Raw genomic sequence first — 24,614 nt, 5'->3', positions numbered from 1 at the left:
CAACGGCATACCGACACAACCGAGTCAACTGAACCAGAAAGAGGCAACACCATGAGTTCCAGCCTGTTCCGTCAAGACAACCTGTTCAACGTCGTCATGGGCCGCATCGGCGACCTCGCCATGCTCTCGGTGGCGTGGACGGTCTTCTCGATCCCCGTCTTCACGATCGGCGCGTCCACGTCCGCCGCATGCGAGGTGGCGCGTGAGATTGTGGAAGACACCGATGAAGGCGTGTTCCGCGCGTTCTGGCGCGCGTTCAAACGCCGCTTCGGCACGAACTGCCTGTTCACGTTGCTGTACGCCGTGGTGTTCGGGCTCGGCGCGTTCGACCTGTGGTGGATTTCGCGCCAGTCGGGCGATTCCGCGTCGATCTTCTACGGCGTCACCGTCACGGTGTTCGTGATCGTGGCCATGCTGCTCGCGTTCGTGCTGCCGCTGTCCGGCCGCAGCAAGCTCACCGCGCGCGAGCAGATCGCGCAATCCGCACGCCTCGCGCTGATGAAGCCGCTCGTCGCACTGCTCATCGTGGCGCTTGCGGCATTGCCGATCGCGCTGATGGCGCTTGTGCCCGGTGCGATCATGTGGGTGCCGCTGCTGTGGGTGATCCTCGGCTTTGGCGTCTCATTCTGGGTGGCGATGTTCGCGACGTGCAAGGCCTTCGCGCTCAAGCCTGCTGACCATCAGGTGCAGGACCAGTAGATTCACGCACTTTCAGCACATACGGCGGTTCTTCGACCACGCCCACGTCCTCGCCGTCGATGAGCTTGAGCATCAGTGAGGCGGCCATGTGACCCGAGCGTACGATGTCGCGGTTGAGCGCGGTGATGCCCGGATGCGCCGCCTCGCACATGAACGAATCGTCCCACGACATGATCGACAGATCTTCCGGCACCCGCACACCCTGGATGGCGGCCACGCCTTCGCCGGCGAGCGCCATCACATCGTTGTCGTAGATGATCGCGGTGGGGCGTGGGTTCACGCTGAGCAGGCGGCGTGTGGCCCCCGCACCGGAGGCCGGCGTGTAGTCGGTGTGCAGGCAGCGGTAGCGGATGCCGAGTTCGGTCGTGGCCTCCGAGAACGCGGCGTCGCGGATATATGAATGCCCGAGCTCCTCAGGGCCGGCCACGCGTGCGATGCTGCGGTGCCCCAAGTCGTACAGGTGCCGCACGGCGAGCCCCACGGCCGCCGCGTCGTCGCTGGCGAGCGTGGGCAGGCCGGCGGTCAGCGAGGCGTCGGCCACGGCGAGCACCGGCATCTGCGGGTTCTGCTTCATCGTCTCGATGCGGTCGTCGCCGATCTCCAGATTGAGCAACAGCATGGCGTCCACGTTGCTCGTGGCGATCCAGTCCTCGATGATCGCGTCTTCGTCGTCATGGTCCATCGACATGCGTACAAGCAGCGAATAGTCTTTGCGTTCGAGTTCGGCGCCGAGGCCGGAGATCAGGCTCATCATGTATGGCTCGACCGCGAGCAGCTGCGGGTCGTAGCCCAGGACCAGGCCGATGCGCCGCGTCTTCGACTGCGCGAGCGACTGGGCCGCGCCGTTCGGCTTCCACCCCAGTTCGCGGGCGACTTCGAGCACTTTGGCGCGCGTCGCCTCGGACACGCCCGGCTTGCCGTTGAGCGCGTACGAGACAGCGCTGCTGGACACCCCTGAAGCTTTCGCCACATCGAAAATAGTCACCTTCGACTTTTGCGCTGCCATGCTCCGCTCCTCATCTTCGTCTCCACGCCGAATGGTCGGACTGTTCATGTTCAGGTGACTGAGCACCCGGTTGCTTAACTAACTTAAGTCATATGCTGTACGTTTGAGCTGTACGAATGAATCGCTTAACACCATCGTACGCCGGCACCATGCATGCACGCTGCGAGCCGAACGCGGCATGCATGGGCAAAGTGGGCAAAAGGCCCGGCGGCTGCCACAACCGCCGGACCCCTGCACTCACCGCTTGAGGTCGTTCGCCGTGCGCAGCACGTTCGCCGCGGCGAAATCGGCCGGGTCGCCGGTGTGGTCGGTCGCGATGTGCAGGGTCACCGTCTCACCTGGCAGCAGGCTGACCATGCCTTCTTCGACCCGTGCGCCGGGATCCACCTTGTCGACCATGCAGAACAGGTCGCGCACATACCCGCGCGCGGTGACGGTCAGCTCCACGCCGTCCGCGGTGCGCTCGGCAGTGGCGCTGAACGCGTCCACCGGTGCGGCGAGCCGCTGGTCGATGATCTCCGCACCGTTGAGGATGACGCGCGGGAACGCGCTGTCGGATGGCGTGGCCACGATGAGCTCGTTCGCCGGATCGCCGAATGTCGCGACGGCCTCGTCGAGCGGGAAGCCGCGATGGCCGGGCGCGCCGATCGTCACGCCGTCGATCCGCTGCGTGGCGAGCACATCGCCGGCGAGCGTACGGCGCTCCACGGTCCATGAGCCGGTCCACGGCTCACGGGTGTCGTTCAACACAATCAGCTCGAGGTGGTCGGTTCCGGTCTTGACGCCTTCCCAGCTGTGGGTCTCGCGGTATTCCTCGCTTGTGCGCGGCTGGATCGCGGCCAGACGCGGCGCGAAGAAGTCACGCGACGCGTACCAGACCGGCTTGCGGTGGCCGTTGAAGTCGACCGCCGCCCACGAGACGACCGGCCAGTCGTCATTGAGCTGCCAGATGAGCGCGCCGGCGTTCACCGGTTCGAGCGAGCGCATGTGCTCCACACCGAAGCGCATCGCCTGTGCCTGCTGCAACTGGCACGCCCAGTGCCAATCCTCGATGTCCGCCCAATCGTCGGCGGGGATGAGCCAGCTGTGTTCGCCGTCCTTCGGCGTGCCATTCACCACACCGCCGAAGCTCACGTCGTTGAGGTTGCCCGGCGTGATGTGCCCGCGCATGCCGCGCGCGAGCTTGTAGTTGCCGCCGGAGGCCTTCTGGTGCACGAGCATCTGGTCGCCGAAGGGCTCGAGCTTCTCGTCATGCACGACTCCGACGAGCGTGCTCCACGCGGGCGGCGCCTGATATCCGAATTCGTCGGCGAAGCGCGGCGTGTAGTCGGCGTACACGGTGTAGTCGGCGCGGTTCCACGCGTCCCAGATATGCATGGTGCCGTCGGTGTCCCAGTTCGCGTTGGTGAAGCGCGTGAAGCTCATCGGCGAGCTCGGCAGGTACACGTGCGTCGGGTCCAGATCGGCGAGCAGTTGCGGGAAGAGCTCGGAGTAGTAGTAGTCGCCCCACGGCTTTTCGCCGTAGCCGTAGTCGTTCGGCTTGCGGTCGTCGTCGCGCAGGGCCTGCTTGTAGCCGCCCCATTCGGCGTATGCGACGTAGTTCTCGTTCGAGCCGTTCCACACAATCAGGCTCGGGTGCGGGCTCAGGCGGATGATCTGCTCGCGGGCCTCGGCCTCCACCTCTTCCTTCGTCTCGGCGTCTTCCGGGTACGCGGCGCACGCGAGCATGAAGTCATGCCACACCATGATGCCGTGCTCGTCGCACAGGTCGTAGAACACGTCGTCTTCGTAGATGCCGCCGCCCCAGATGCGCACCATGTTCGCGTTGGCCTCCGCCAGGTCGCGGATGCCGCGCTCGTAATCGCGCTTCGAGATGCGCGAGATGAAGGCGTCGTCGGGAATCCAGTTGTAGCCGTGCGCGTGCACCGGCACGTCGTTCACGTAGATCTGGAACGGGCGGCCCACCTCGTCGGCGCACGTGTCGACATGCGTGGTGCGGAAGCCGATGCGGCCGTCCCATTCGGCCTGCAGGTCGGCGCCGGCCTTGACCGAGACCGCGTAGAGCGGCTGGTCGCCGTAGCCGACAGGCCACCAGAGCTTCGCTTCGGGCACGGCGATCGTGATCGTCGTCTCGTTGCGGCCCTGGTCCACGGAACCGTCGGCTTCGAGCATCGTGCCGTAGCCTTCGAGCGTCACGTGCACGGGCACGGGCGTCTGCTGGCCGTGCGCGTCCATCGGGCTCATGATGCGGCCCTTGCCGGCGCGCTCCACCATCACGTGCACGTTGAGGATGCCGGTGCCGTCCGCCGAGACGTCGACGAGCGGACGCACCTCGGCGAGGCGCACGCCCGACCACGAGTCGATGCCGATTTCGCGCCAGATGCCGGCGTTCGCCACATCGATGCCCCAGTCCCAACCGAAGGTGTAGCTCGGCTTGCGGATCTGGTTGAACGCGTGGTGCTCGGTGTGCGGGTAGTAGCCGCGGCGCTGCTCGGCCTGGTCGGAATAGCGCACGGGGGACATGAACGTGATGGTCAGTTCGTTCGCGCCGTCATGGAGCAGGCTGTTGATGTCGAAGCGGTAGCTGCGGTGGCAGTTCTCGGTCTGCGCCACCGGGTCGCCGTTGAGCTCAATCGTGGCCACGGTGTCGAGGCCGTACGCCACCAGGTCGTGGCGGTCCGCGCCGTCGTCATGCCAATCGAAGCGGCACGTGAAGCGCCAGTCGACGTCGCCGATCCACTGCTGCTTGGTCTCGTTGTCACCGTCGAACGGGTCGTCGATCAGGCCGGCGTTGAGCAGGTCGAGCGCGGCCTCGCCCGGCACCGTCGCGGAGATGCCCTCGGTGAGCCGGTCGCGCAGCTCGGCCGGAGCGACTTCCGGGTTCATCGCGGTGAGCGTCCAGCCGCTGTGCAGCGGGGCGAAAGTGGATGGGGTGTGGGTCATGGTGTCCTCCTTGTTGGGGTCTGCGCGGGCCTCTACGTCGCGGTGCGGCGGACCAGATGAATGGGGAATGGGTGGAGCCACGCCGACCATCATTCGATCGGCGCAGCTCCTGATGGTGAGGAAGGGGAAAGGAACGTGTTGTTGCTGTGTGCGGATTACTCCTTGACCGCGCCTGCGGCGACGCCGTTGTAGATCTGCTTCTGGAAGATCAGGAAGAGGATCAGGGCGGGCAACAGCGTCACGATCACGCCGGCGCAGATCAGGTTGTATTTGCTGCCTTGCGGGCCGGTGAAGGCGTAGAGCGAGATGGCGACCGTGCCGAGTTTCTGCTTGTCTTGCAGGTACAGGTTCGCGGCATAGTACTCGTTGTAGATGCCGACGCCCTTGAGGATCAGCGCGGTCACAATCGCCGGCTTGAGCAGCGGGAGCAGGATGCGCCCGTAAATCGTGAAATAGCTGGCGCCGTCGATCATCGCCGCCTCATCAAGTGATATGGGCAGGTTCTCGAAGTATTGGATGAAGATGTAGATCGAGATGACATCCGTGCCCATCGACATGATGATGTAGCCCCACAGGGAGTTGATCATGCCGAGCGAGCCCATGATCTTGTAGACCGCCACCTGCATCGCGATGCCGGGGAGCAGTGCCGCGATCGTGAACGCGCCGCGGATGAACGCGTTGCCGGGGAACTGGAAGCGGCTGAGCACATAGGCGAGCTGGGTGCCGATGATCGTGGTCATGAAGCAGACGCACACCAGCACGATGAAGCTGTTGCGGAACGCCACGGCCATGTTCGACAGCTTGAACGCCTCAGCGTAGTTGCTGAAGTTGAACCAGTTGTGCGGCATGGCCATCACATTGCCGGTCTTGTACTCCGCGTCCGTCTTCGCAGCCGTCCACACGCATGAGACGAGGGGAAGCAGGATGCAGAACGTGATGAAGACGAGGCTGAAGTACTTAAGGAAGACGAGGATCCCACGGCGCACGTGGTACAGCGGGCTGACCTTCTTCACCTGGGTTTCCATGGCGATTCCTTTCTCTGGTTCGCTGTGCATGGGGGTCATGTTGTTGCTGGCGTTGACGGTTGCGCTGCTCATGATTCCACCGCCGTTTCCGTCTTGGCGCTCGAACCGTTCTTGAAGAGCGGGGCGGCGCCGACCGCGACCTTGTTCTGCTGGCGCATGGCCTTCTTGCGGGCCTTTTCGACCTTCTGGGCGTGCTTGCGTGCCTTGGCGGTGCCGTCGTCCGCGTCACGGAACAGGTAGTTCATGATGATCTTCTGCAGAAGCGCGCAGATCATGATGATCACGAGCAGCACCACGGCCATTGCGGAGGCGAGGCCGACCTTCTGGTCGGAGTGCGCGATCTTGTCCATCTGCACGAAGAAGGTGCCGGTGCCGTTGGCGCCCGAGGTGATGACGTACGGGGCCTCGAACGCGGAGAGCGAACCGGTGATCGAGAGGATGATGTTGAGCACGAGGATCGTCTGGATGCCCGGCAGGATGATGTGCTTGAACTGCTGCCACTTGTTGGCGCCGTCGATCTCCGCAGCCTCGTAGAGCGAGCCGTCGATCGACATGATCGCGCCGATGAAGAGGATCATCGTCTGGCCCAGGTACCTCCACACCGAGGACGCCACGAGCGACCAGTTGTTCACCTTCTGGTCACGCAGCCAGTACGGCAGGTTGTCGAGGCTGAACCCGCACCACTGGAGCACCGAGTCGAGCACGTAGCCGCGGGTGTAGAAGAACTTGAAGATGAAGCCGATGGCGATGCCGTTGATCAGGTAGGGGAAGAATATGGCGCCCTTGAAGAAGCTGCCGCCCTTGACCTTGAAGGCGAGCACGGTGGCCAGGTAGAGCGCGAGGGCCACCTGGATCAGCGCGCCGACCATGTAGTACAGCGAGAGCTTGAGCGTGGCGAGCAGGTCCGGGCGGGTGAAGATGTCGGTGTAGTTCTTGAATCCGATGAACTTCGGTGTGCCGATGTACTTCATCTTGTAGAAGCTGTACCCGCACATCTGGAAGAACGGCAGGTACGTGAACACAACGAGCAAGGCAATGGGGAGCGCGCAGAAGAGGACGATGATGCCGATCTTCTTCCAATCGCGGGGCTGCTTGTTGAACGGAACCGCCTCGGCGGTGCTCACAGCCGGTTGTGAGGTAGTCATGATGGTCTCTGTTCCTTCCTTATCCAACCGCGAATGCTGTAGGTTCGCGGCCCCGCTGGGGATTCAACCGTGAATCCGAAGCGGGTACCCACCTCAGGCTTCTCTGCCTGCCTGTGATAAGTGATGTCACATAATATATCGCCGTGATTCCAGTTTGTCAAGCGCTTAAGTTGCGTCGTGTCGCGCGCGTAAACCGCACAATTCCAACGATTGTCGCTATTCATTGACTTGGTCCAACATACTGGGTCCAACTTAATTTCGATCCCCTGGCGTGAGGTGCGCCTTATGCACATTCCAGGCACCTCCCCTTCCACGACCTAATAACGCTTGAAAAATGGCCGCTTCTAGCCGTTTTCCGCATCGCACACCCCTTTCCTCCCCCCGCACCGCAATACTTAAGCGCATAATGTACAGCCGCCGTATGACGCCAATCCACGGCATTTCGCCCGATCGCACACATATACGAACGGTGCCGGCCCCTCGTGCGAGGGGCCGGCACCGTGCTAGAGGAAAGGAGGTGAGATGGAGGACTTGCTTGCGCCAGGGCGTAACTGGCGCGTCAGATCAGCTTTCGGACTCGACAGCGGCGCCCCACTTCTCGTCCCATTCGCCCATGATCTGGTCGATGGTCTTGGACTTGTTGGCGGCGTCGGTCACGATGTCCTGGATCTTCTTGCCGTTGCCGTTGTTGATGCCGAGCTCGGAGTCGGAGTTGATGTCCGCGAAGAGGTCCTCTTCGCCTTCCTTCGCCGGGTCGTCGACGATCAGTTCGACGTCCTTGAAGTGCTCGTAGGTGTCCGGCAGCGAGTCATCGCTCTTGACGATCGGGATGCCGCCTTCGTTCTTGGCGTAGCCCGACTTCTCGGTCATCCACTTGACGAAGATCATCGCGGCCTGCTGGCGGTCCGCGTCGGAGTTCTTGTTGATGCCCATCGAGTAGTTGCCGGCCATCGTGGCGTACTGCTTGCCGCCAACGGTGATCGGGAACGGCATGTACTGCACGTCATCCGGGTGGTCGCCGGCCTGCTTCATCTGCGGCACGGCCCAGGCGCCAAGCACCATCGTGGCGATCTCGCCGTTGTTGATGCGGCCCTTCGAGGATTCCCAGTCAGTCGTGGAGTAGTCCTCTTCGGTGTAGCCATTGGCCACCGCGTCGTACAGCGTCTTGTAGACGGCGTACGGGTGGGTGTCGGGGGCCTTGTCGTCCTTCTTGAACGGGGTCTTGTCGTGCGGCATGACCTGGTTCATGAACTTCGGGTCGCCGGTCGCGTTGCCGCCGATGTAGGCGTCCCATGCGCCCATGGCCCAAGCCTCGGCGAAGTTGGTGTACAGCGGGATGGCCTTGGTGTTCTCCTTGACCTTCTTGAGCGCGGCCTGGAACTCCTCGGGGGTCTTCGGCAGTTCGGTGACGCCGGCGTCCTTGAACACCTTGACATTGTAGACGACGCCGGAGGTCTGGCCGTCGGTGGCGATGCCGTAGGTCTGGCCGTCGTATGCCTTCTCGTTGGCTAGCTTGATCTCCTTGTCCATGTCTTCGGTGGCGCCGTAGGAGACGAAGTAGTTCGAGAATTCGGAGCGGTCGACCGCCGGGATCATCATGACATCCCACGAATCATTGTTCGCCTGCAGGCGGGTGAGCGCGGAATCGGCGTAGTTCGAATCGGTCTGCACCTTGACCTTGATGCCCGGGTACATCTCGTTGAAGTCCTTCATGTAGGACTCCCAGTTCTTGCCCGGGTACGAGGCGAGGCCCATGTCGGTACGGCCGTTGAAGAACGTGATCTCGGCCTTGAGATCCTTTCCGGTCTCGCCGAGCTTGATCTCCAGGTACGTGACGCCGGACTTGTTGTTGGAGTCAGCGGAGCCGTTGCCGCCGCATGCCGCCACACTGATCAGACATGCCGCCGCAATGCCGGCCGCCGCAATCTTCTTGACGTTCATTCTGTTATCCTTCCTTAGCTTCCGGGCTTCGTCGCCGAATCCCCGCTCAACTGTGAGCCGTGATCACCTCCAGGCTTCTCTGCCTGCCTGAGATGAACGATGGAATCAATATATCCGACTTCTTACAATTTGTCAAGCGCTTAAGTAGTTCCGTCGTGTCTAGGCGTGGTCAGCACAGCTCAAATGCTATGCAAGCGTTATCATCAATACAACCGATTTCCCAATGTTTGCAACGATTATCACTTGCAGACACCGCATCGACCACCTTCCCCTACCGTCAACTCCGCCTTCACGTTGTAGCCAAAAAAGCATTAAGCGCTTCACGCATTCGGCGTGTCTCAATGTGCCGCCGATGCACAGCGCACCTGTCCACTTCATATATAGAGGACCACGAAGATGGGCGTATAGGAACCAAGCGTGTCGTCTATCCTGCCAGCACCATGTTGTGGCAGCAAGCGCACCGGCCTGCCCGCATTGGGGACGCCCATTGACATGCGTGCTTTTCCTTGGCGAGGCGCATCTGTCTGAAAAATCGGTGCCGCACCGTGATTTCGGACAGTTACGAGGAGCATCTGTCTGAAAAATCGGTACCCTTCCGTTTTTTCGGACAGGTACAGACGGTTGTCATCCTCAGCGGCCCCGGATATGACTTTCGTCGGGGGGCGCTCAGAGGTTCGTCGCCCAGCAGCGCAGATCGCATGACTGCCACGTATGCGCATCCCGTGGGTTCGACGACATGCCAACCATACATGGCCATGTCATGCCAGCCGCACATGGCCATGTATGGGCGCACCGGGCATGGCACGCCGGTGCGCCCACTGCCACAACGTGTTCCCGACAGGATGAACAACACGTTTTAGTTCCTCTATGCCCGAAGATGCCCCAGACACAACAACGGCTGTTTCCAGCGAAAAGCCGGAAACAGCCGTTTGAGGGTTACGAGTGCGCTTCAGCGCGCGCTATGGTCGGCGATGAAGCGGCGGTACCACTCGAAGCTGTCTTTCTTGATGCGCTCCTGCGACTCGTAGTCCACGTAGGTCAGGCCGAAGCGCTTGCTGTAGCCGAAGGCCCATTCGAAGTTGTCCATCAGCGACCACGCGAAGTATCCACGCACATCGGTGCCCTCCTCGATCGCGCGGTACACCGCCTCAAGGTGTCGGCGCAGATAGTCGATGCGGTCGTTGTCGTGCACCATCTTCACGCCGTCAGGGCCCACTTCCACCTTGTCGGGGCACGCCATGCCGTTCTCGGTCACCACAAGCGGCATGCCCGGGTAGTTGTCGTTGAGCCGCACAAGCGTCTCATACAGCGCGTCCGGGTCGATGTTCCACCCCATCTCGGTGTGCGGGCCGGGCGTCGGCAGCCAGTCGACGTCGCTCGCGCCGGGCGTCGTGGACGCCCCGGTGCTCTGCGGAAACTGTGGCCGGTCGCTCATCTTGACGAGGTTCGTCGAGTAGTAGTTGAGGCCGAGCACATCAATCGGCTGGTTGATCAGCGCGAGGTCGCCGTCGCGGATGAAGTCCCAGTCGCAGATGCCCTTCGTGATCGCGAAGAGCTCCTGCGGGTAGCGCCCGCGCAGCATCGGGTCGAGGAACGCGCGGTTCGCGATCAGGTCGAGGCGGTGCACGGCGTCCGCGTCGCCACGGCAGACCTGCAGATTGCACGTGACGGAGAGTTCGGGCTTGCCGCCCGCCTCGGCGCGCACGGCCTGGCACATGAGGCCATGCGCGAGGTTGATGTGGTGCACCGTGCAGAACGCGAGCGGGCCTGCGCCCAGGCCCGGCGCCTGCTCGGTGCCGCCGTAGCTCAGGTACGTGGCGCACCACGGCTCGTTGAGCGTCGTGTACGTGTGCACGCGGTCGCCCAGGCACTTGGCCACAATGCCGGCGTAATCGGCGATTTTGTACGCCGTCTCGCGCTCGAGCCAGCCGCCCTCACGGCCGTCTTCCGACGCCATGTACTGCGGCAGGTCCCAGTGGTAGAGCGTCACGATAGGCGCGATGCCGTATTCGAGCAGGCGGTCGACGATCCTGCTGTAGAAATCGAGGCCTTCCTGGTTCGGCTTGCCGTCCGGCGTGGGGATGACGCGCGGGATGCCGATCGAGAAGCGGTAGGCGTTCACACCCAGGTCGCGCAGCAGCTTGAGGTCGTCTTCCCAACGATGGTAGAAATCGTCGGCCACATCGCCGCTGTCGCCGTTCAACGTGTGGCCGGTGTGCGAGAACGTGTCCCAGATCGACGGCGTACGGCCACCCTCCGCCGCCGCGCCTTCGATCTGATACGCCGCGGTGGCCGTGCCGAACATGAATCCCTTGGGGAAGATCATCGTCATTGCCGATTCCTTTCTAGTTGGCGCCGCATGCGGTTATGTCCGTGCAGCTGGGGTGAGTGTGCGATAGCCCGGCAACCATTGCCTGCGCTTGCCTTGTTGAAGAGATTATCAACAAACCACAACTATTCCAAATACTGTAGCGCTTCAGCATGTCGCGCCGGACGGCTTCGCTATCATCGATACCGGTGGACACACGTACGGTTATCGCCGATAATCGACAGTGCCCGGCACGCGCGAAACCCGCGCGCACAGCCACACACAAAGGAGTGTCATGCAGTTCATCTCCGCCTCAGACGAGTCATTGCGCACACAAGGCCGCATCACAGCCACCGCAGACGGCGGCCAGCTGTGGGTCTACCCGTACACGCAGGCCCGCTTCCGATTCACCGGCCGCACGCTCGCCGTGCGCCTGCGCAACCATTGGAATTACGGCGATATTCGCCTCGGCGTGATCATCGACAACACACAGTACAGTGTGCGCATCCCCAGCCCCGCCGAGCCGGACATGCCCGCGAACTGCACCGAAAACCCCGAAACCGGCATGCTCACGCTCACAATCGCCGACCATCTGCCGCTGATCGAGCACGAAGCCGCGGTTTTCAAACGCCAGGACGGCGGCATGCACTATCTGGAATTCGCCGGCGTGCTTGTGGATGGTGACGCGCGCGTCAGTGCGCCCGCGCAGGCGCCGAGCGAGCGCCGCATCGAGATCTACGGCGATTCGGTGAGCTGCGGCGAGCGCAACGAGGCCGTGCTGTACACGGGCAAGGCCGACCCGGACGTGGACCTGTCGGGCTACAGCAACTCGTGGTATTCATACGGCGCGATCGCCGCCCGCAAGCTCGGCGCGGACCTGCGCATCATCGCGCAGGGCGGCGCACCGCTGCTCGACGGCATCGGCTGGTTCAACGCGCCTGACTACATCGGCATGGAGAGCATCTGGAACCGCGCGGCGTACAATCCCGCAATCAGCGAGCCGATCATGTGGGATTTCCACGACTACGACCCGCACGTCGTCGTCATCGCGCTCGGACAGAACGATTCGCACCCCGACGACTTCATGGCGCGCGACTACACCGGCGAGACCGCGTCGCATTGGCGCGCGCGGTATGCCGACTTCATCCACGCACTGCGCGCGCAATACCCCGACGCGCACATCGTGTGCACCACGACGGTGCTTGAGCATGACGCGAATTGGGACCGTGCGATTGACGAAGTGGTGGCGGAGTGCAACGACCCGCAGGTCACGCATTTCGCGTATTCGCGCGCGGGGACGGGCACGCCCGGCCACCCGCGCATCGCCGAAGACGAGGAGATGGCGCGCGAACTGTGCGCATATTTCGAGTCGTTCGGCGCGGAGCTGTGGGAGCGGTGACGCGCGCGTAAGCGTTGAAATTACTGAGATTAAGGGAGCGGAGGAGCAACAGCATGGTCACAGTGACGGGAATCGCGCCGGGGGCGAGCGGGGTCACGGACGGCGGGGCGCGCGCGAGCGGCGCGGCGGACCGCACACGCAACGGCTCGCTGCGTGTGGCCGCCGTGTTCAGCGACCATATGGTGCTGCAGCGCGAGACGCCGGCCGCCGTGTTCGGCACGGCGCCGGCCGGCGGGCGTGTGGTGGTCGACCTGATGGATGACCAAGGTGTGACCGTCGCGCAGACGATGGCCGTGGCGCAGGCATACGGCGAGCACGAGACCGAGGCTCCGTGGCTCGCGATCCTTCCCGCACTGCCGGCAAACGGACCATACACGCTGCGTGTTTCACATGAAACAAACCGGCTGGAGTTCGCGGATGTGATGATCGGCGAGGTCTGGCTTGCCGGCGGCCAAAGCAATATGGAGCTCGAGTTGCACACGAGCGAACACGGTGCCGAGGAAATCGCCGCGGCGAATGACCCACTCCTGCGCTTCTACAACACGCCCAAGGCCGGGCGCGTCGACGAGTCGGCCGAGGCGGCATCCGGCTGGGAGCCTGCGCTCGCGCCGCAAGTCGCCGGCATGTCCGCCATCGCCTACCATTTCGGGGCGCGGTTGCGCGCACAGCTTGGCGCGGATGTGGCCGTCGGCATCATCGACTGCTACATCGGCGGCACATCGATCACCAGCTGGATGAGCCGTGCCACACTGATCGGCTCCGACGCCGGCCGCCCCTACGTCGAGCGGTACGAGGCGGCCATCGCCGGCAAAACCGAGGAACAGATGCGCGCCGAGGCGGACGAGTGGCAGACGGTGTTCGACCAGTGGAACAACAACGTGGCGGCGATGAAAGAAGCCCATCCCGGCATCACCCAGCCGCAGATCGACGCGGAAATCGGCCCATGCCCGTGGCCGCCGCCGGTCACGACGTTCTCCGAGCGCCGGGTGAGCGCGCCGTACGAGGCGATGGTGCGCCGCGTGGCGCCGTACACATTGCGCGGATTCCTCTGGTACCAGGGCGAGGAAGACGAGGCGCAGTGCGAATCGTACCGTGAGCTGCTCGGCCTGCTCATCGAGGAATGGCGCACGTTGTGGAATCTGGCCGGGTATGCGGAGCCGGCGGTCGGGTATCAGGCCGACGCCGGGGCGAATGCGCTGCCGTTCATCGTGGTGCAGCTACCGCAGTGGATCGACGGGCAGGTGGCCGCGCGCGGCGAGGACCCGCGCCACTGGCCCATCATCCGCGCGGCGCAGCTCGACGCGAGCGAGACGCTCGACGACGTGCTGCTCGTGTGCACGATGGACTGCGGCGAGTTCGACAACATCCACCCGCTCGACAAGACGACCGTCGGCACGCGCATCGCGGACATGGCGTTGCGCGGGGTGTACGGGCGTGCGGATATCGAAGCGGAAAGCCCACGCGTGGCGGGCGTTGCGCCGGCGGTGGGCGGCGCGCTCGACGTGACGTTCACCAACGCGCGCGGCCTGCACTGGCGCGGCACGACGCCCGACACCATGCGCGCGGCGGCCGGCGAGAGCGGCGCGCGCGGTGCCGGCGAATCCGGGTTCGAAGTCGCCGGCGCGGATGGTGTGTATACGGACGCGGGCGCGCGGATCCTGCCCGGCGGCGGCGAGCGCGTGACGGTGCGCGTCGAGGCGCCGCAGGTCGACTCCCCCACCGCCGTGCGGTATGCGTGGAAGAGCTGGGGGCCAGCGCCGCTGTTCAACGGCGCCGAACTGCCGGCGCTGCCGTACGCGGAGTAGTGCGCGGCTTAGCGGCTAGGCCTGCTGGGCAAGATATGTCTCGACGATGCTGGTGATCGGCGCATAATGCTCGATGACGGCAGCCCGGTAGCCATCCAGATCGCCATCCATCGCGGTGACGGCCATGTCACGGTGCGCCTGCGCGCTACGTACAAGGTCGTCACTCACCGAAAGGTCGAGTTGCGGCAAGATCGCCATGTGCACGAGCCACATGCTGTTCGCCAGCTGCGACAGCACCTGGTTACCGGCCGAGCGCAGCAGGATCGAATGGAATTCGATGTCGTCATCCATGAACTGCTGGCCTTGGCGAGCCGCCTCCATCATGCGGTCCGTGAGCTCAAGCAGGCGAGGTTGGTCAGTGCCGCGCATCGCCGCGCACACGGCCCCCGCTGCGCCGAGGTCGAGGATGCGCCGCACTTCGATCACGTCAAGCAGGTTCGAAAGATCGTTTTTGCCGTCTGTCATCGCACGGAAGCTCAGTGTTTCCACAAGCGGTTCGAGCGACATGTCGCCCACGAACATGCCTTTGCCATGCGCCACCGAAACGATGCGCAACGCCTCAAGCTTGCGGATCGCCTCACGCACCGATGAGCGTGACACCCCAAGCTCGTCGCACAATGTCGCTTCGTTGGGCAGCGGCTCTCCCGACTTGAGCCCTTTGCGGATGATATACGATTTGATGGCGTCCATGGCCACCTCGCATCGGCTCGATGCCTGGGCGACCGCCGCGCGCTGTGCTGTCTGTGCGGTATCGACCGGAGCGCCAATCGATACGATACGAGACTGAATATCGTCGATAGTCATCGTCATTGCAATCCCTGCCTACGTCGTATGTCGTTTGGTGCAGCTTCACCTTCGCAGTCGCCATCCCATACAATCCCTGTAGCGATTCAGCGACTCTTGTCAGACATCATATCACATGTATGTTGTCTGACCTCGACTCTTCTTTCAGCGTACATTGATATTCGAAGTGCATAATAATGCTCAAGGTCATCTGTTGTCTGATGAATTTTGAATGGTTCACATCACCGAAGGAGGAGCGATGGCCAGTCCACACTACATTGTCGGCGCCTACGCCTCACTGCCGGCCGACCGCGACGAACAATCCCTGTATTATGCGTTGCTTGGCGAGCAAGTGTGGATCGATGGGGCGGAACTGCCATACCCCGGCGATCTTGCCGACCCTGCAACGCGTGGTGTTCTCGCGCGGAACATCCCGGAACATTGGAAGCACAACACAGTCACACTCATCCCGGGAACAATGCAACGCGTGGGCGCCGATGCCGACTTCGGCTTGGCGAGCCCCGACCCCGACGGACGCAGGGCGGCGCTTGCATTCGCGCGTCACGCCCATGATGCGATTGCGGATTTCGCGGATTCCCGCGGATCCAACGATGTGGCTTATCTTGAAATCCACTCAGCCCCCACCTCGCGCGCGGACGCCGCGGCGATGCGGCAATCCGTGGAGGAACTGCTCACATGGGACTGGTGTGGCACAGCACTGGTGATTGAACATTGCGACGCCTGTGTCAAAGGACAACCACCGGAAAAGGGTTTCCTTCCCCTTGACGAAGAGATCAACGTGTGCGATTCGACCGGAATCGGGTTGACGATCAATTGGGGCCGCAGCTGCTTGGAAGCGCGCGATCCGGCCGCCCCTGAAGCGCATGTGCGCAAGGCCGCGGCCGCCGGCGTGCTCACAGGGCTCATGTTCTCCGGAGCTTCCGGCCAAGCAACCGAATTCGGAGGCGTCTGGGCGGACGGCCATCTGCCCATGTGGCCCGATGAGCCGGCGTCGCTTATGAACGCCGAGCGCATAGCCTCCTGCGTGCAATGCGCGCTGGAGTGTCCCACGCTTGCCTATCTTGGCGCGAAAGTCTGCGTACCCGCCTCGGACTCCCTGCCCGCCCGCATGGACCGGCTGGCGCGCATCCGCGAAGCGAGCGATCTGGAACGCTTCGGCGTGATGGGGAGGGCGGTGTGATGGCCAGCGACATGCATATCCTCGCCTTTGACCTGGGCGGCACGAAAATCGCGTCCGGCATGGTCACGTTCGCCGCCGACGGCACGCGTGCCGACGGCGCGCCGCAAATCACCTCGGTGCCCACGAACGCCACCGAAGGCGGCCCGGCGGTGCTGCAGCGGCTTGTGGACCTTGCCTCAAGCCAGCTTGCGGAACTGGGGGCGGTCGACGCCATCGGCGTCGGCTCGGCGGGCGTGGTGGACAGCGCACAGGGCATAATCGTGTCGTCGACCGACCTCATTCCCGGCTGGAACGGCCAACGCCTTGCCGACGCGCTGCACAAGGTGCAGGCGGCGCCCGTGACCGTCGTGAACGACGTCGTGGCCCACGGTTTGGGCGAAGCGCACTATGGGGCAGGCGTCGGCTACTCCCGCGTGCTTTCCGTGGGCGTAGGCACCGGCATTGGCGGCGCGCTCATCGTGGACGGTCAGCCGGTTTTCGGCGCACACGACGTGGCGGGCCACATCGGGCACGTCATGCACCCCCTCGGGCGCGGCGTGCCATGTTCCTGCGGCACGGCCTGCGGCCACATCGAGCCGGTGGCCTCCGGCACCGGACTGGCCACACTGTATGCCATGCGGTGCGGGGACGCCACAACGACCATCGCGAACGGACGTGACGTGTGCGAACTGGCCGAAGCCGGCGAACCGCTTGCGATCAGCGTGCTCACCGAAGCGGGCCGCGCGCTCGGCGAAGCATTGGGCGGCGCCGCAAATCTGATCGACCCCGACGTCATCGTCGTCTCAGGATCCGTCACGAACGCCGGGGCAGTGTGGTGGAAGGCGTTGCGCGCCGGATTCGAAGACAGCGCACTACAACTCACCCGCATAATCCCGCTCGTCGAAGGCGTGCTCGGCGGCAATGCGCCACTCATCGGCGCGGCCGTAGCCGCTCGCCAACACCTGCACAATCATCACTAGGAGGAACCCATGCACCATATCATCGAACAACTCAAAGGCGGCCTCATCGTGAGCTGCCAGGCTTACCCCGGCGAACCGATGCGCCACCCGGAGACCATGGCCCAAATGGCAATGGCGGCGGAAATCGGCGGCGCGCGCGGCATCCGCTGTCAGGGATTGGCCGACATCGCAGCGATCAAAGGCCAAGTGAAAGTGCCCGTGATCGGCATTTGGAAAGAAGGCGACGAAGGCGTCTACATCACGCCCACATTGCGCCACGCCCGTTGCTGTGCCAATGCGGGAGCGGACATCGTCGCGCTCGACGCCACGCGCCGCCCGCGCCCCGACGGCCGCACCTACGCTGAGACCGTGGCCGCACTGCACGACGACGGCGTCATCGTCATGGCCGACTGCGGCAGTCTCGCGGACGCTCGCCAGGCGGTCGACGCGGGGACGGACATCATCTCCACGACACTCGCCGGCTACATGGGGGAACGCGCGAAAACCGATGGCCCCGACCTCGAATTGCTCAGCGCCATGGTGCAGGAATTCCCCGATGTGCCGGTGATCTGCGAAGGCCGCATCCACACGCCCGCCCAGTTGGGTGAGGTCATGGAGCTCGGCGCCTGGGCGGCCGTTGTGGGCACGGCGATCACCCACCCGACCTCGATCACTGGCTGGTTCCGCGACGCCCTGCCCTCGCCAGACGCGCAATAGCGCACAGGGCCCAAAGGAGGAACGATGAACCTGCTGCACATTCCCATGGGCGAAGCGAATGCCGCGCTCGATTGCTATCTGCTCGACAATTCGTCCGAAATTGACGCGCACCGCACACGCCCATGCATCATCGTCGTGCCCGGAGGCGGCTATCTGGAGACATCCGACCGTGAAGCGGAACCCATCGCGGTCCGCATGCTCGCCTATGGGTACCAAACGTGCGTGCTGCGCTACTCGACCTATCCGGCCCACTACCCCACCGCCCTGCTTGAGTTGGCGCAAGCGATGGCCACCATACGCGCAAACGCCGAAGACTGGCATATCGACCCTGACCAGCTGTTCGTGGCGGGATTTTCCGCCGGAGGCCATTTAACCGCCAGTCTGGGCGCCAGTTGGAGCACGGAAATGCCCGAACAGTACGGCTTCGATGCCGGGCAGATCCGGCCCAACGGGCTCCTGCTCGGATACCCGGTGATTTCCTCCGGCGAGTTCGCGCACCGCCCGAGTTTCGACCGACTGCTCGGCGACCGCAGCACCGACCGCAACGCACTCGCCCATGTGTCGATCGAGACGCGCGTCACCCCTGATTTTCCACCGACGTTCCTGTTCCACACCCTCACCGATTCCACCGTTCCCATAGAGAACAGCCTGCTGCTCATCGCCGCGCTCCGGCGCGCGGGCGTGAGTGTCGAGGCGCATCTGTTCCCGTCAGGCAGGCATGGGGTGAGTCTGGGGACCGTGGAATCCATGTACGCCGATGGCTCCGGCGTGGAGGAATGCGTGCAGGCCTGGCCCGAGCTGTTCCGGCGATGGCTCGACAGTCGCACGCAGGAGGCGCAGGCGCTGTAACCCCACGAAACCGGCAGTAACGCCAACGTAATACGGAACGACGGGCCTGAGAATCGCAGAGATTCCAAGGGAAAACCGCAGTGATGGAAAGTTTCGGCTTGAAATCCTGCGGTTTTTCCTATATGTCATGTGGATGAGAGGTGATTTTCCGCAGAGCGCTGAATTGCAATCAGATGTCTGATGTCTTACGATTTAATCAGCTTCGAAACACCTCGTTTCATCAAAGCATTGCGAGTTACCACTCCAAGCAGGTATAACCCTCCAAGCAGTAAGGACAGCAATGAAAAGAACAAGGCTATTGACGAAGGCCACGGCGGTCGCCGTGATCTCGACCTTCGCGTTGAGTGGCTGCGGCAACACACAGAACGCCACCGGCCCCTCGGTTCCAGACACCATCACGGCGGAAGTGGCATACGCCAGCCGAGACTTCAACCCCAACTCAACATCGAGCGCAATGACCATGGCCGCCAACTGGTACGTCGTCGAACCGCTCTACGCATTCAACTACTCCGACTATTCGATGTACAACGCGCTCGCCAAGGGTGAGCCGGTCAAGGTTTCCGACACCGAATACACCGTATCGTTGCGCGATGGCGCGAAGTTCTCCGACGGGAAACCGGTCACGGCGAATGATGTGGTGAAATCATACGAGCGCTCCAACAAAGAGGGCGGCCTGTACTCCCCCATGATCAGCTTCATCGATTCCGTTGAAGCGAAAAACGACCAGGAAGTCACGTTCAACCTCAAATACCCATTCCCCGCGTTCAAGGAACGCCTCGCACTCATCAAGGTCGCGCCGGCATCGATGAGCAATGACGAGCTCACTGCGCAGCCCATCGGCTCCGGCCCGTGGAAGTACGCCAACATCACCGATCAAAAGGTCACGTTCGTGAAGAACGACCTCTACAACGGCGATTACCCGGCACAGTGCAAGAACATGGTCTGGAATGTCGCAGTCGACGACACGGCGCGCGTCACCGCAATGCAGACCGGTAAAGTCGATGTCATGGAGCTCGTGCCCACCCTCGCGTTCGACGTGCTGCAGAAGAAGGCCGAGCTCAAGACGGTGCAATCGTTCAACGCCCCGTACATCATGTTCAACACGAAGCAGAAGCCCTTCGACGATCCGCGTGTGCGTCAGGCCGTGTTCTATGCGATCGACGCCAAGCAACTGATCGACAACCAGATGGCCGGCCAAGCCACACCCACCACAAGCTACCTGATCGAAGAATACCCCGCATACCACAAGGCGTCCACAGTGTTCGAACACAATGTGGGCAAAGCCAAGCAACTGCTCAAGGAAGCCGGCGTCCAAACACCCATCAAGTTCACGCTGTACTCCACCGATCAATCGTGGATCACGCAACTCGCTCCGCAGATCAAGAACAACCTGGCCGAAATCGGCATGGACGTGGACCTGCAGTCGATGGCCTCGTCCGCCCTCTACCCGAATATCACCGATCGCGATGACGCCGACTTCTCCATGGCACTCGTCGCAGGCGACCCCTCGGTGTTCGGCAATGACGCCGACCTGCTGATGAACTGGTTCTACGGCGACAACACCTGGACCCATCAGCGCACGTTCTGGTATGGCTCCGACGGCTACAAGCAGCTCCACGAACTCATGGACAAGGCCATCGCCGCCCCAAGCGACAACGAACGGCAGGATTACTGGGGCCAGTGCTTCGACCTGCTGTCCGAACAGGTTCCGATCTACCCGCTCTTCCACCGCAAGACCACCACCGCCTTCAAAAAAGGCGTCTTCTCCAAGACCGAAGCCATCGGCACCACCGGCCTTGACCTGCTGCAAGCCAAACTCAACCACTGACCGCAACCCCTGGTCCATTCACATCCAAGGAGCATCTCATGAACAATCTCCTGCGAATCCTGGGCAAGCGCATCATCGCCCTCCCATTCATGGCCTTCGGCGTCACCTTGCTCGTCTTCTTCCTGATGTCGTTCTCCAAGTACGATCCGGCCGTCGCCGCACTCGGCGAAAGCGCCACCCCACAGGCCTTGGAAGCCTTCCGCCACGAAATGGGCTACGACCGCCCGTGGTGGCAGCAATTCTGGTCATACATCGGCGGCATGTTCCAAGGCAAGCTTGGCGTGTACGGCGTGAACAAGGACTCGGTTGCCGAGCGCATCGCCACCTCGTTCCCGTTGACCCTCCAGCTCACGTTCATCGGTCTGGCCATCGCCTTGGTGATTTCCGTGGTGTTCGGTGTGCTGGCTGCCCTCTACCGCGACACGTGGGTCGACCAGGCGATTCGCGTCATCTCGATCATCGAGATCGCCACCCCATGCTTCTGGCTCGGCGTGCTGCTCATCTACTTCCTGCAGATCAAGCTCGACTGGCTCCCCGGCGCAGGCGACCTTGTACCGTTCACGCAGAACCCCGGAGAGTATATGCGCCGCATGGCCATGCCGTGCTTCGCCCTGGCGATGCCGGTGGCAGGTTCGATGACCCGCATCATCCGCACATCGATGGTTGAGGAGCTCGACAAGGACTATGTGCGCACCGCTTTGGGCGCCGGCATCCCGAAACCCGTCGTCATCGCCCGCAATGTGCTGCGCAATGCGCTCATCACCCCGGTCACCGTGCTCGGCATGAAGATCGGTTACCTCATGGGCGGCGCCATCGTCATCGAGGTCATCTTCGCACTCCCAGGCATGGGCACCGCGATGTTCGACGGCATCAACAACAACCAGCCGATGCTCGTGCAAGGTGTCGTGCTTGTTGTGGCCCTCGCCTTCATCATCATCAACATCGTCGTTGATCTGCTCTATGTCCTTATCAACCCACGAATCAGGAATGTGTGATCACCATGTTGTTCAGCAAGACCCTCTCCGCAAAGAACGTCGACAAAGCCAATGGCAAACTGGTGCTCAAGCGCTGGCCCAAGATGTCAATCGGCACCAAGATCTCCGTCATCTTCATCCTCGCGCTCATCGTATGTGCGGTGTTCGCCCCGCTCATTGCCCCACATGACCCCAGCGAGATCACACTCAACTACCGCACTCCCTCGGGTGACCATCCATTCGGCACCGACAATCTGGGGCGCGACGTGCTCTCCCGGGTGCTCTACGGCGCGCGATACTCGCTCGTCATCGGCCTATCGTCCATCGCCTTCGCGTTGATCGCCGGCGCGCTGATCGGCGCAGTGGCCGCCGTGTCACGCACATGGATCTCTGAAGTGATCATGCGCTGCATCGACATCATCATGTCCATCCCGGGCATCGCGCTGGCCGCCGTGTTCGTGTCGATCCTGGGACAGTCGATGATCGGCATCGTCATCTCGATCGGCATCCTCTACGTGCCGCAGATCGCACGCATCGTCCGCGCCAATATCATCAGCGAATACGGCAAGGATTATGTGCGCGCCGGCATTGTGAGCGGCGCACGCGCCCCGTGGCTGCTCATCAAGCACGTCACGCGCAACATCGCCGCCCCGGTCATGGTGTTCACCACGCTTTCGGTGGCCGACGCGATTGTGTTCGAGGCTTCGCTCTCATTCATCAACGCCGGCATTCCCGAGCCCACGCCCACCTGGGGCAACATCCTCTCCTCCGCGAAGGAAGGAGTCATCTACGGGTTCTGGTGGCAGGCGCTCTTCCCGGGTCTGGCGATCATGCTCACCGTGCTGTGCCTCAACATCCTGTCCGAAGGCATCACCGATGCGATGGTGGCGGCCCCGACCGCCCCAATCGAGCAGAACGAGAACGAGAAGGACCTCAAGCGCGAAGAGGACCGCATCCTCGTGGATCCGGTGGCCGCCTATGCCGCCCAGGCCGAAACGCTCGAGGCCTCGCTCATGGCCCTCAAGGAGGCCGAGGCGAAGCGCACCGACCGTCTGACCCCACACAGCACCGCCGAGCCGGTCATCGAGGTGAAGGACCTGTGCATCAAGTTCCCGCGCCACGGCGATGTGAACGTGGTGGACCACCTGAACTTCGCGGTGCGCCCCGGCGAAACGATGGGCCTTGTGGGCGAATCCGGCTGCGGCAAGTCGATCACCTCGCTTGCGATCATGGGCCTGCTGGACCCGAAGGCGCAAATCAGTGGTGAGATCCTGTTTGAAGGCGAGAACATCGTCGGCATCAGCCAAAAGCGGTACAACGCCTTGCGCGGCCACGAGATCGCCATGATCTACCAGGACGCGCTCTCCTCGCTCAACCCGTCGATGCTCATCAAGGCGCAGATGAAGCAGCTCATCTCCCGCGGCGGCACCCGCACGGCCGAGGAACTCCTTGAGCTCGTGGGCCTTGACCCGCAGCGTGTGCTCGAATCGTACCCGCACGAGCTCTCCGGTGGCCAGCGCCAGCGCGTGCTGATCGCGATGGCCCTCACACGCGACCCGAAGCTCATCATCGCGGACGAACCGACGACCGCACTCGACGTGACGGTGCAGAAGCAGGTGATCGACCTGCTCAACGACCTGCGTGAAAAGCTCGGTTTCGCCATGATCTTCGTGAGCCATGACCTTGCGCTCGTGGCCAAGGTCGCCCACTCGATCACGGTCATGTACGCGGGACAGGTAGTCGAGCAAGGGTCCACAACCGAGATCCTCACCGACCCCCACCACGAGTACACGCGCGGCCTGCTGGGGTCCGTCACCTCAATCGAAGCCGGCTCCGGACGCCTGCACCAAGTGCCCGGCACCGTGCCCAGCCCCGCCGACTTCCCCAAGGGCGACCGCTTCGCACCGCGCTCGTCACACCCGACCCGCAGTCTGGACGTGCGCCCTGTGATGAAGCAAGTGCCCGGCACCCTGCATTACTACGCAGTGCACCCTGATGACCTCGACAAAGACGACGGCATTGATCGAACCTACCCCGAAGTCGACGACTCCATCGAGGAGACCTTGGACGGTTACGATGCGCTCGTCGACAGCGAACAGGTGATCGCCCGTGCCGCCGCTAAATTCCAGGCATCCGCAACACCGACCCCAACACCCACGGAGCCCAAGCCGGTTCGTGCCACCACCAAGGAGGAAGCACGATGAACACCCCAGTCACCCCCATCATCGAGCTCAAAGACGTCGAAGTCGAATTCAAGACCCGCGCCGGTTCCATCTTCCGCCCGAAGAAGGTCAAGGCCGTGGACCATGTGAGTCTGAAGCTCATGCCTGGCCGCACAATCGGCATCGTTGGCGAATCCGGCTGCGGCAAGTCCACTACCGCGAATGTGATGTGCGGATTGCAGACCGTCACTTCCGGCCACGTGATGTTCAAAGGGCAGGATGTGACCCACCGCAACGCCAAGGACCGCATGCGCATCGGCCGCGTCGTCTCCGTCGTGTTCCAGGACCCGGCGACCGCACTCAATGCCCGTATGAGCGTGCAGGATCAGCTCATGGACCCGCTCATCGTGCACAGCTTGGGCAATAAAGAAGAACGCATTCGCCGCGCCTATGAGCTCATCGACATGGTGGGCCTGCCGAAATCCGCGCTCAACGCCCTTCCCGGTCAGCTTTCCGGCGGACAGAGGCAACGCGTGGCCATCGCCCGAGCGCTTTCGCTCAAGCCCGACGCGATCATCGCCGACGAACCCACATCCGCTCTGGACGTCTCGGTCCGCGCTCAGATCCTGAACCTGCTTTCCGACCTCAAGAAGGAGCTCGGCCTCTCGATGGTCTTCATCAGCCACGACATCCAAACCGTGCGATATGTCTCCGACGAGATCATCGTGATGAACCACGGCACAATCGTGGAACATGGGGAGGCAAAGCAAGTGCTGAACAATCCGCAGGACCCCTATACGCGCCTTCTGCTCGGCGCAGCGCCATCGCTGCTGCATCCGACAGCGGCGGAATGCGCACCGATAGCCTGACCGACCACAATCCGCAATCCAT

Annotated in this window: 18 protein-coding genes; 11 read left to right on the top strand and 7 right to left on the bottom strand. The window is 62.9% G+C overall.

Going from position 1 to position 24,614, the window contains the following annotated elements; translation table 11 throughout:
• Nucleotides 1-51: 51 nt before the first annotated feature.
• Nucleotides 52-699 carry a YesL family protein gene (locus PG2093B_RS00725; protein WP_129896711.1) on the top strand — a complete coding sequence of 216 codons (648 nt, stop codon included), beginning with the start codon at nucleotides 52-54 and terminating at the stop codon, nucleotides 697-699.
• Here PG2093B_RS00725 and PG2093B_RS00720 read toward each other — a convergent pair.
• From PG2093B_RS00720 to PG2093B_RS00695, 6 genes are all read right to left on the bottom strand, one after another.
• Nucleotides 665-1,705, bottom strand: a complete 1,041-nt coding sequence (locus PG2093B_RS00720; protein WP_129896710.1) for a LacI family DNA-binding transcriptional regulator — start codon at nucleotides 1,703-1,705, stop codon at nucleotides 665-667. The genes PG2093B_RS00725 and PG2093B_RS00720 overlap by 35 nt on opposite strands.
• Nucleotides 1,706-1,942: 237 nt before the next feature.
• Nucleotides 1,943-4,648, bottom strand: coding sequence for a glycoside hydrolase family 2 protein (locus tag PG2093B_RS00715; protein ID WP_129896709.1), 2,706 nt, complete (start codon nucleotides 4,646-4,648; stop codon nucleotides 1,943-1,945).
• A gap of 155 nt (nucleotides 4,649-4,803) precedes the next feature.
• Nucleotides 4,804-5,745 (bottom strand): carbohydrate ABC transporter permease, encoded by a 942-nt coding sequence (locus PG2093B_RS00710; protein WP_242502761.1) that lies wholly within the window; start codon nucleotides 5,743-5,745, stop codon nucleotides 4,804-4,806.
• Nucleotides 5,742-6,818, bottom strand: a complete 1,077-nt coding sequence (locus PG2093B_RS00705; protein WP_129896708.1) for a carbohydrate ABC transporter permease — start codon at nucleotides 6,816-6,818, stop codon at nucleotides 5,742-5,744. Before PG2093B_RS00705 ends, PG2093B_RS00710 begins: the two co-directional genes overlap by 4 nt.
• Nucleotides 6,819-7,382: 564 nt before the next feature.
• Nucleotides 7,383-8,759 carry an ABC transporter substrate-binding protein gene (locus tag PG2093B_RS00700; RefSeq protein ID WP_129896707.1) on the bottom strand — a complete coding sequence of 459 codons (1,377 nt, stop codon included), beginning with the start codon at nucleotides 8,757-8,759 and terminating at the stop codon, nucleotides 7,383-7,385.
• 949 nt (nucleotides 8,760-9,708) lie between these two features.
• Nucleotides 9,709-11,091 carry a GH1 family beta-glucosidase gene (locus PG2093B_RS00695; protein ID WP_129896706.1) on the bottom strand — a complete coding sequence of 461 codons (1,383 nt, stop codon included), beginning with the start codon at nucleotides 11,089-11,091 and terminating at the stop codon, nucleotides 9,709-9,711.
• Nucleotides 11,092-11,362: 271 nt separating this feature from the next.
• On the opposite strand from PG2093B_RS00695, the gene PG2093B_RS00690 reads away from it, so the two are divergent.
• Together PG2093B_RS00690 and PG2093B_RS00685 are read left to right on the top strand one after the other, a co-directional pair.
• Nucleotides 11,363-12,466, top strand: a complete 1,104-nt coding sequence (locus PG2093B_RS00690) for a GDSL-type esterase/lipase family protein (protein ID WP_129896705.1) — start codon at nucleotides 11,363-11,365, stop codon at nucleotides 12,464-12,466.
• 53 nt (nucleotides 12,467-12,519) lie between these two features.
• Nucleotides 12,520-14,271: a sialate O-acetylesterase gene (locus PG2093B_RS00685; protein ID WP_129896704.1), complete on the top strand. Its 1,752-nt coding sequence runs from the start codon at nucleotides 12,520-12,522 to the stop codon at nucleotides 14,269-14,271.
• Nucleotides 14,272-14,286: 15 nt separating this feature from the next.
• Here the strand turns inward: PG2093B_RS00685 and PG2093B_RS00680 are convergent, their stop codons facing one another.
• Entirely contained in the window at nucleotides 14,287-15,075 is a 789-nt protein-coding gene (locus PG2093B_RS00680) for a FadR/GntR family transcriptional regulator (RefSeq protein WP_242502760.1), read from the bottom strand.
• Nucleotides 15,076-15,313: 238 nt separating this feature from the next.
• Here PG2093B_RS00680 and PG2093B_RS00675 point away from each other — a divergent pair, with 238 nt between their 5' ends.
• The 8 genes from PG2093B_RS00675 to PG2093B_RS00640 all read left to right on the top strand — a co-directional run bounded on the left by PG2093B_RS00675 (nucleotide 15,314) and on the right by PG2093B_RS00640 (nucleotide 24,592).
• A complete protein-coding gene (locus tag PG2093B_RS00675; RefSeq protein WP_129896702.1) occupies nucleotides 15,314-16,255 on the top strand; it encodes a DUF4862 family protein in 942 nt (313 codons plus the stop codon).
• Nucleotides 16,255-17,214: an ROK family protein gene (locus PG2093B_RS00670; protein ID WP_129896701.1), complete on the top strand. Its 960-nt coding sequence runs from the start codon at nucleotides 16,255-16,257 to the stop codon at nucleotides 17,212-17,214. The genes PG2093B_RS00675 and PG2093B_RS00670 overlap by 1 nt, the downstream gene beginning before the upstream one ends.
• Nucleotides 17,215-17,223: 9 nt before the next feature.
• Nucleotides 17,224-17,910 (top strand): N-acetylmannosamine-6-phosphate 2-epimerase, encoded by a 687-nt coding sequence (locus PG2093B_RS00665; RefSeq protein ID WP_129896700.1) that lies wholly within the window; start codon nucleotides 17,224-17,226, stop codon nucleotides 17,908-17,910.
• A gap of 24 nt (nucleotides 17,911-17,934) precedes the next feature.
• Complete coding sequence (locus tag PG2093B_RS00660; protein WP_129896699.1) at nucleotides 17,935-18,759, top strand: alpha/beta hydrolase; 825 nt, start codon at nucleotides 17,935-17,937, stop codon at nucleotides 18,757-18,759.
• Between the two features lie 280 nt (nucleotides 18,760-19,039).
• Complete coding sequence (locus PG2093B_RS00655; RefSeq protein WP_129896698.1) at nucleotides 19,040-20,587, top strand: ABC transporter substrate-binding protein; 1,548 nt, start codon at nucleotides 19,040-19,042, stop codon at nucleotides 20,585-20,587.
• Nucleotides 20,588-20,625: 38 nt separating this feature from the next.
• Nucleotides 20,626-21,582 (top strand): ABC transporter permease, encoded by a 957-nt coding sequence (locus tag PG2093B_RS00650; RefSeq protein ID WP_101398183.1) that lies wholly within the window; start codon nucleotides 20,626-20,628, stop codon nucleotides 21,580-21,582.
• A 5-nt stretch (nucleotides 21,583-21,587) separates the two neighbouring features.
• Nucleotides 21,588-23,765 (top strand): dipeptide/oligopeptide/nickel ABC transporter permease/ATP-binding protein, encoded by a 2,178-nt coding sequence (locus PG2093B_RS00645; RefSeq protein WP_242502759.1) that lies wholly within the window; start codon nucleotides 21,588-21,590, stop codon nucleotides 23,763-23,765.
• Nucleotides 23,762-24,592: an ABC transporter ATP-binding protein gene (locus PG2093B_RS00640; protein WP_101398182.1), complete on the top strand. Its 831-nt coding sequence runs from the start codon at nucleotides 23,762-23,764 to the stop codon at nucleotides 24,590-24,592. Before PG2093B_RS00645 ends, PG2093B_RS00640 begins: the two co-directional genes overlap by 4 nt.
• Nucleotides 24,593-24,614: the final 22 nt, after the last annotated feature.

This window comes from Bifidobacterium pseudolongum subsp. globosum (genome assembly GCF_004155535.1).
Lineage (GTDB): Bacteria > Actinomycetota > Actinomycetes > Actinomycetales > Bifidobacteriaceae > Bifidobacterium > Bifidobacterium pseudolongum_C.
This window is presented reverse-complemented; position numbering and strand designations above follow the sequence as displayed.

Coding starts and splice junctions, on each gene's coding strand:
- PG2093B_RS00725 (WP_129896711.1), top strand. CDS start 52: ATGAGTTCCAGCCTGTTCCGTCAAGACAACCTGTTCAACGTCGTCATG.
- PG2093B_RS00720 (WP_129896710.1), bottom strand. CDS start 1,705: ATGGCAGCGCAAAAGTCGAAGGTGACTATTTTCGATGTGGCGAAAGCT.
- PG2093B_RS00715 (WP_129896709.1), bottom strand. CDS start 4,648: ATGACCCACACCCCATCCACTTTCGCCCCGCTGCACAGCGGCTGGACG.
- PG2093B_RS00710 (WP_242502761.1), bottom strand. CDS start 5,745: ATGAGCAGCGCAACCGTCAACGCCAGCAACAACATGACCCCCATGCAC.
- PG2093B_RS00705 (WP_129896708.1), bottom strand. CDS start 6,818: ATGACTACCTCACAACCGGCTGTGAGCACCGCCGAGGCGGTTCCGTTC.
- PG2093B_RS00700 (WP_129896707.1), bottom strand. CDS start 8,759: ATGAACGTCAAGAAGATTGCGGCGGCCGGCATTGCGGCGGCATGTCTG.
- PG2093B_RS00695 (WP_129896706.1), bottom strand. CDS start 11,091: ATGACGATGATCTTCCCCAAGGGATTCATGTTCGGCACGGCCACCGCG.
- PG2093B_RS00690 (WP_129896705.1), top strand. CDS start 11,363: ATGCAGTTCATCTCCGCCTCAGACGAGTCATTGCGCACACAAGGCCGC.
- PG2093B_RS00685 (WP_129896704.1), top strand. CDS start 12,520: ATGGTCACAGTGACGGGAATCGCGCCGGGGGCGAGCGGGGTCACGGAC.
- PG2093B_RS00680 (WP_242502760.1), bottom strand. CDS start 15,075: ATGACTATCGACGATATTCAGTCTCGTATCGTATCGATTGGCGCTCCG.
- PG2093B_RS00675 (WP_129896702.1), top strand. CDS start 15,314: ATGGCCAGTCCACACTACATTGTCGGCGCCTACGCCTCACTGCCGGCC.
- PG2093B_RS00670 (WP_129896701.1), top strand. CDS start 16,255: ATGGCCAGCGACATGCATATCCTCGCCTTTGACCTGGGCGGCACGAAA.
- PG2093B_RS00665 (WP_129896700.1), top strand. CDS start 17,224: ATGCACCATATCATCGAACAACTCAAAGGCGGCCTCATCGTGAGCTGC.
- PG2093B_RS00660 (WP_129896699.1), top strand. CDS start 17,935: ATGAACCTGCTGCACATTCCCATGGGCGAAGCGAATGCCGCGCTCGAT.
- PG2093B_RS00655 (WP_129896698.1), top strand. CDS start 19,040: ATGAAAAGAACAAGGCTATTGACGAAGGCCACGGCGGTCGCCGTGATC.
- PG2093B_RS00650 (WP_101398183.1), top strand. CDS start 20,626: ATGAACAATCTCCTGCGAATCCTGGGCAAGCGCATCATCGCCCTCCCA.
- PG2093B_RS00645 (WP_242502759.1), top strand. CDS start 21,588: ATGTTGTTCAGCAAGACCCTCTCCGCAAAGAACGTCGACAAAGCCAAT.
- PG2093B_RS00640 (WP_101398182.1), top strand. CDS start 23,762: ATGAACACCCCAGTCACCCCCATCATCGAGCTCAAAGACGTCGAAGTC.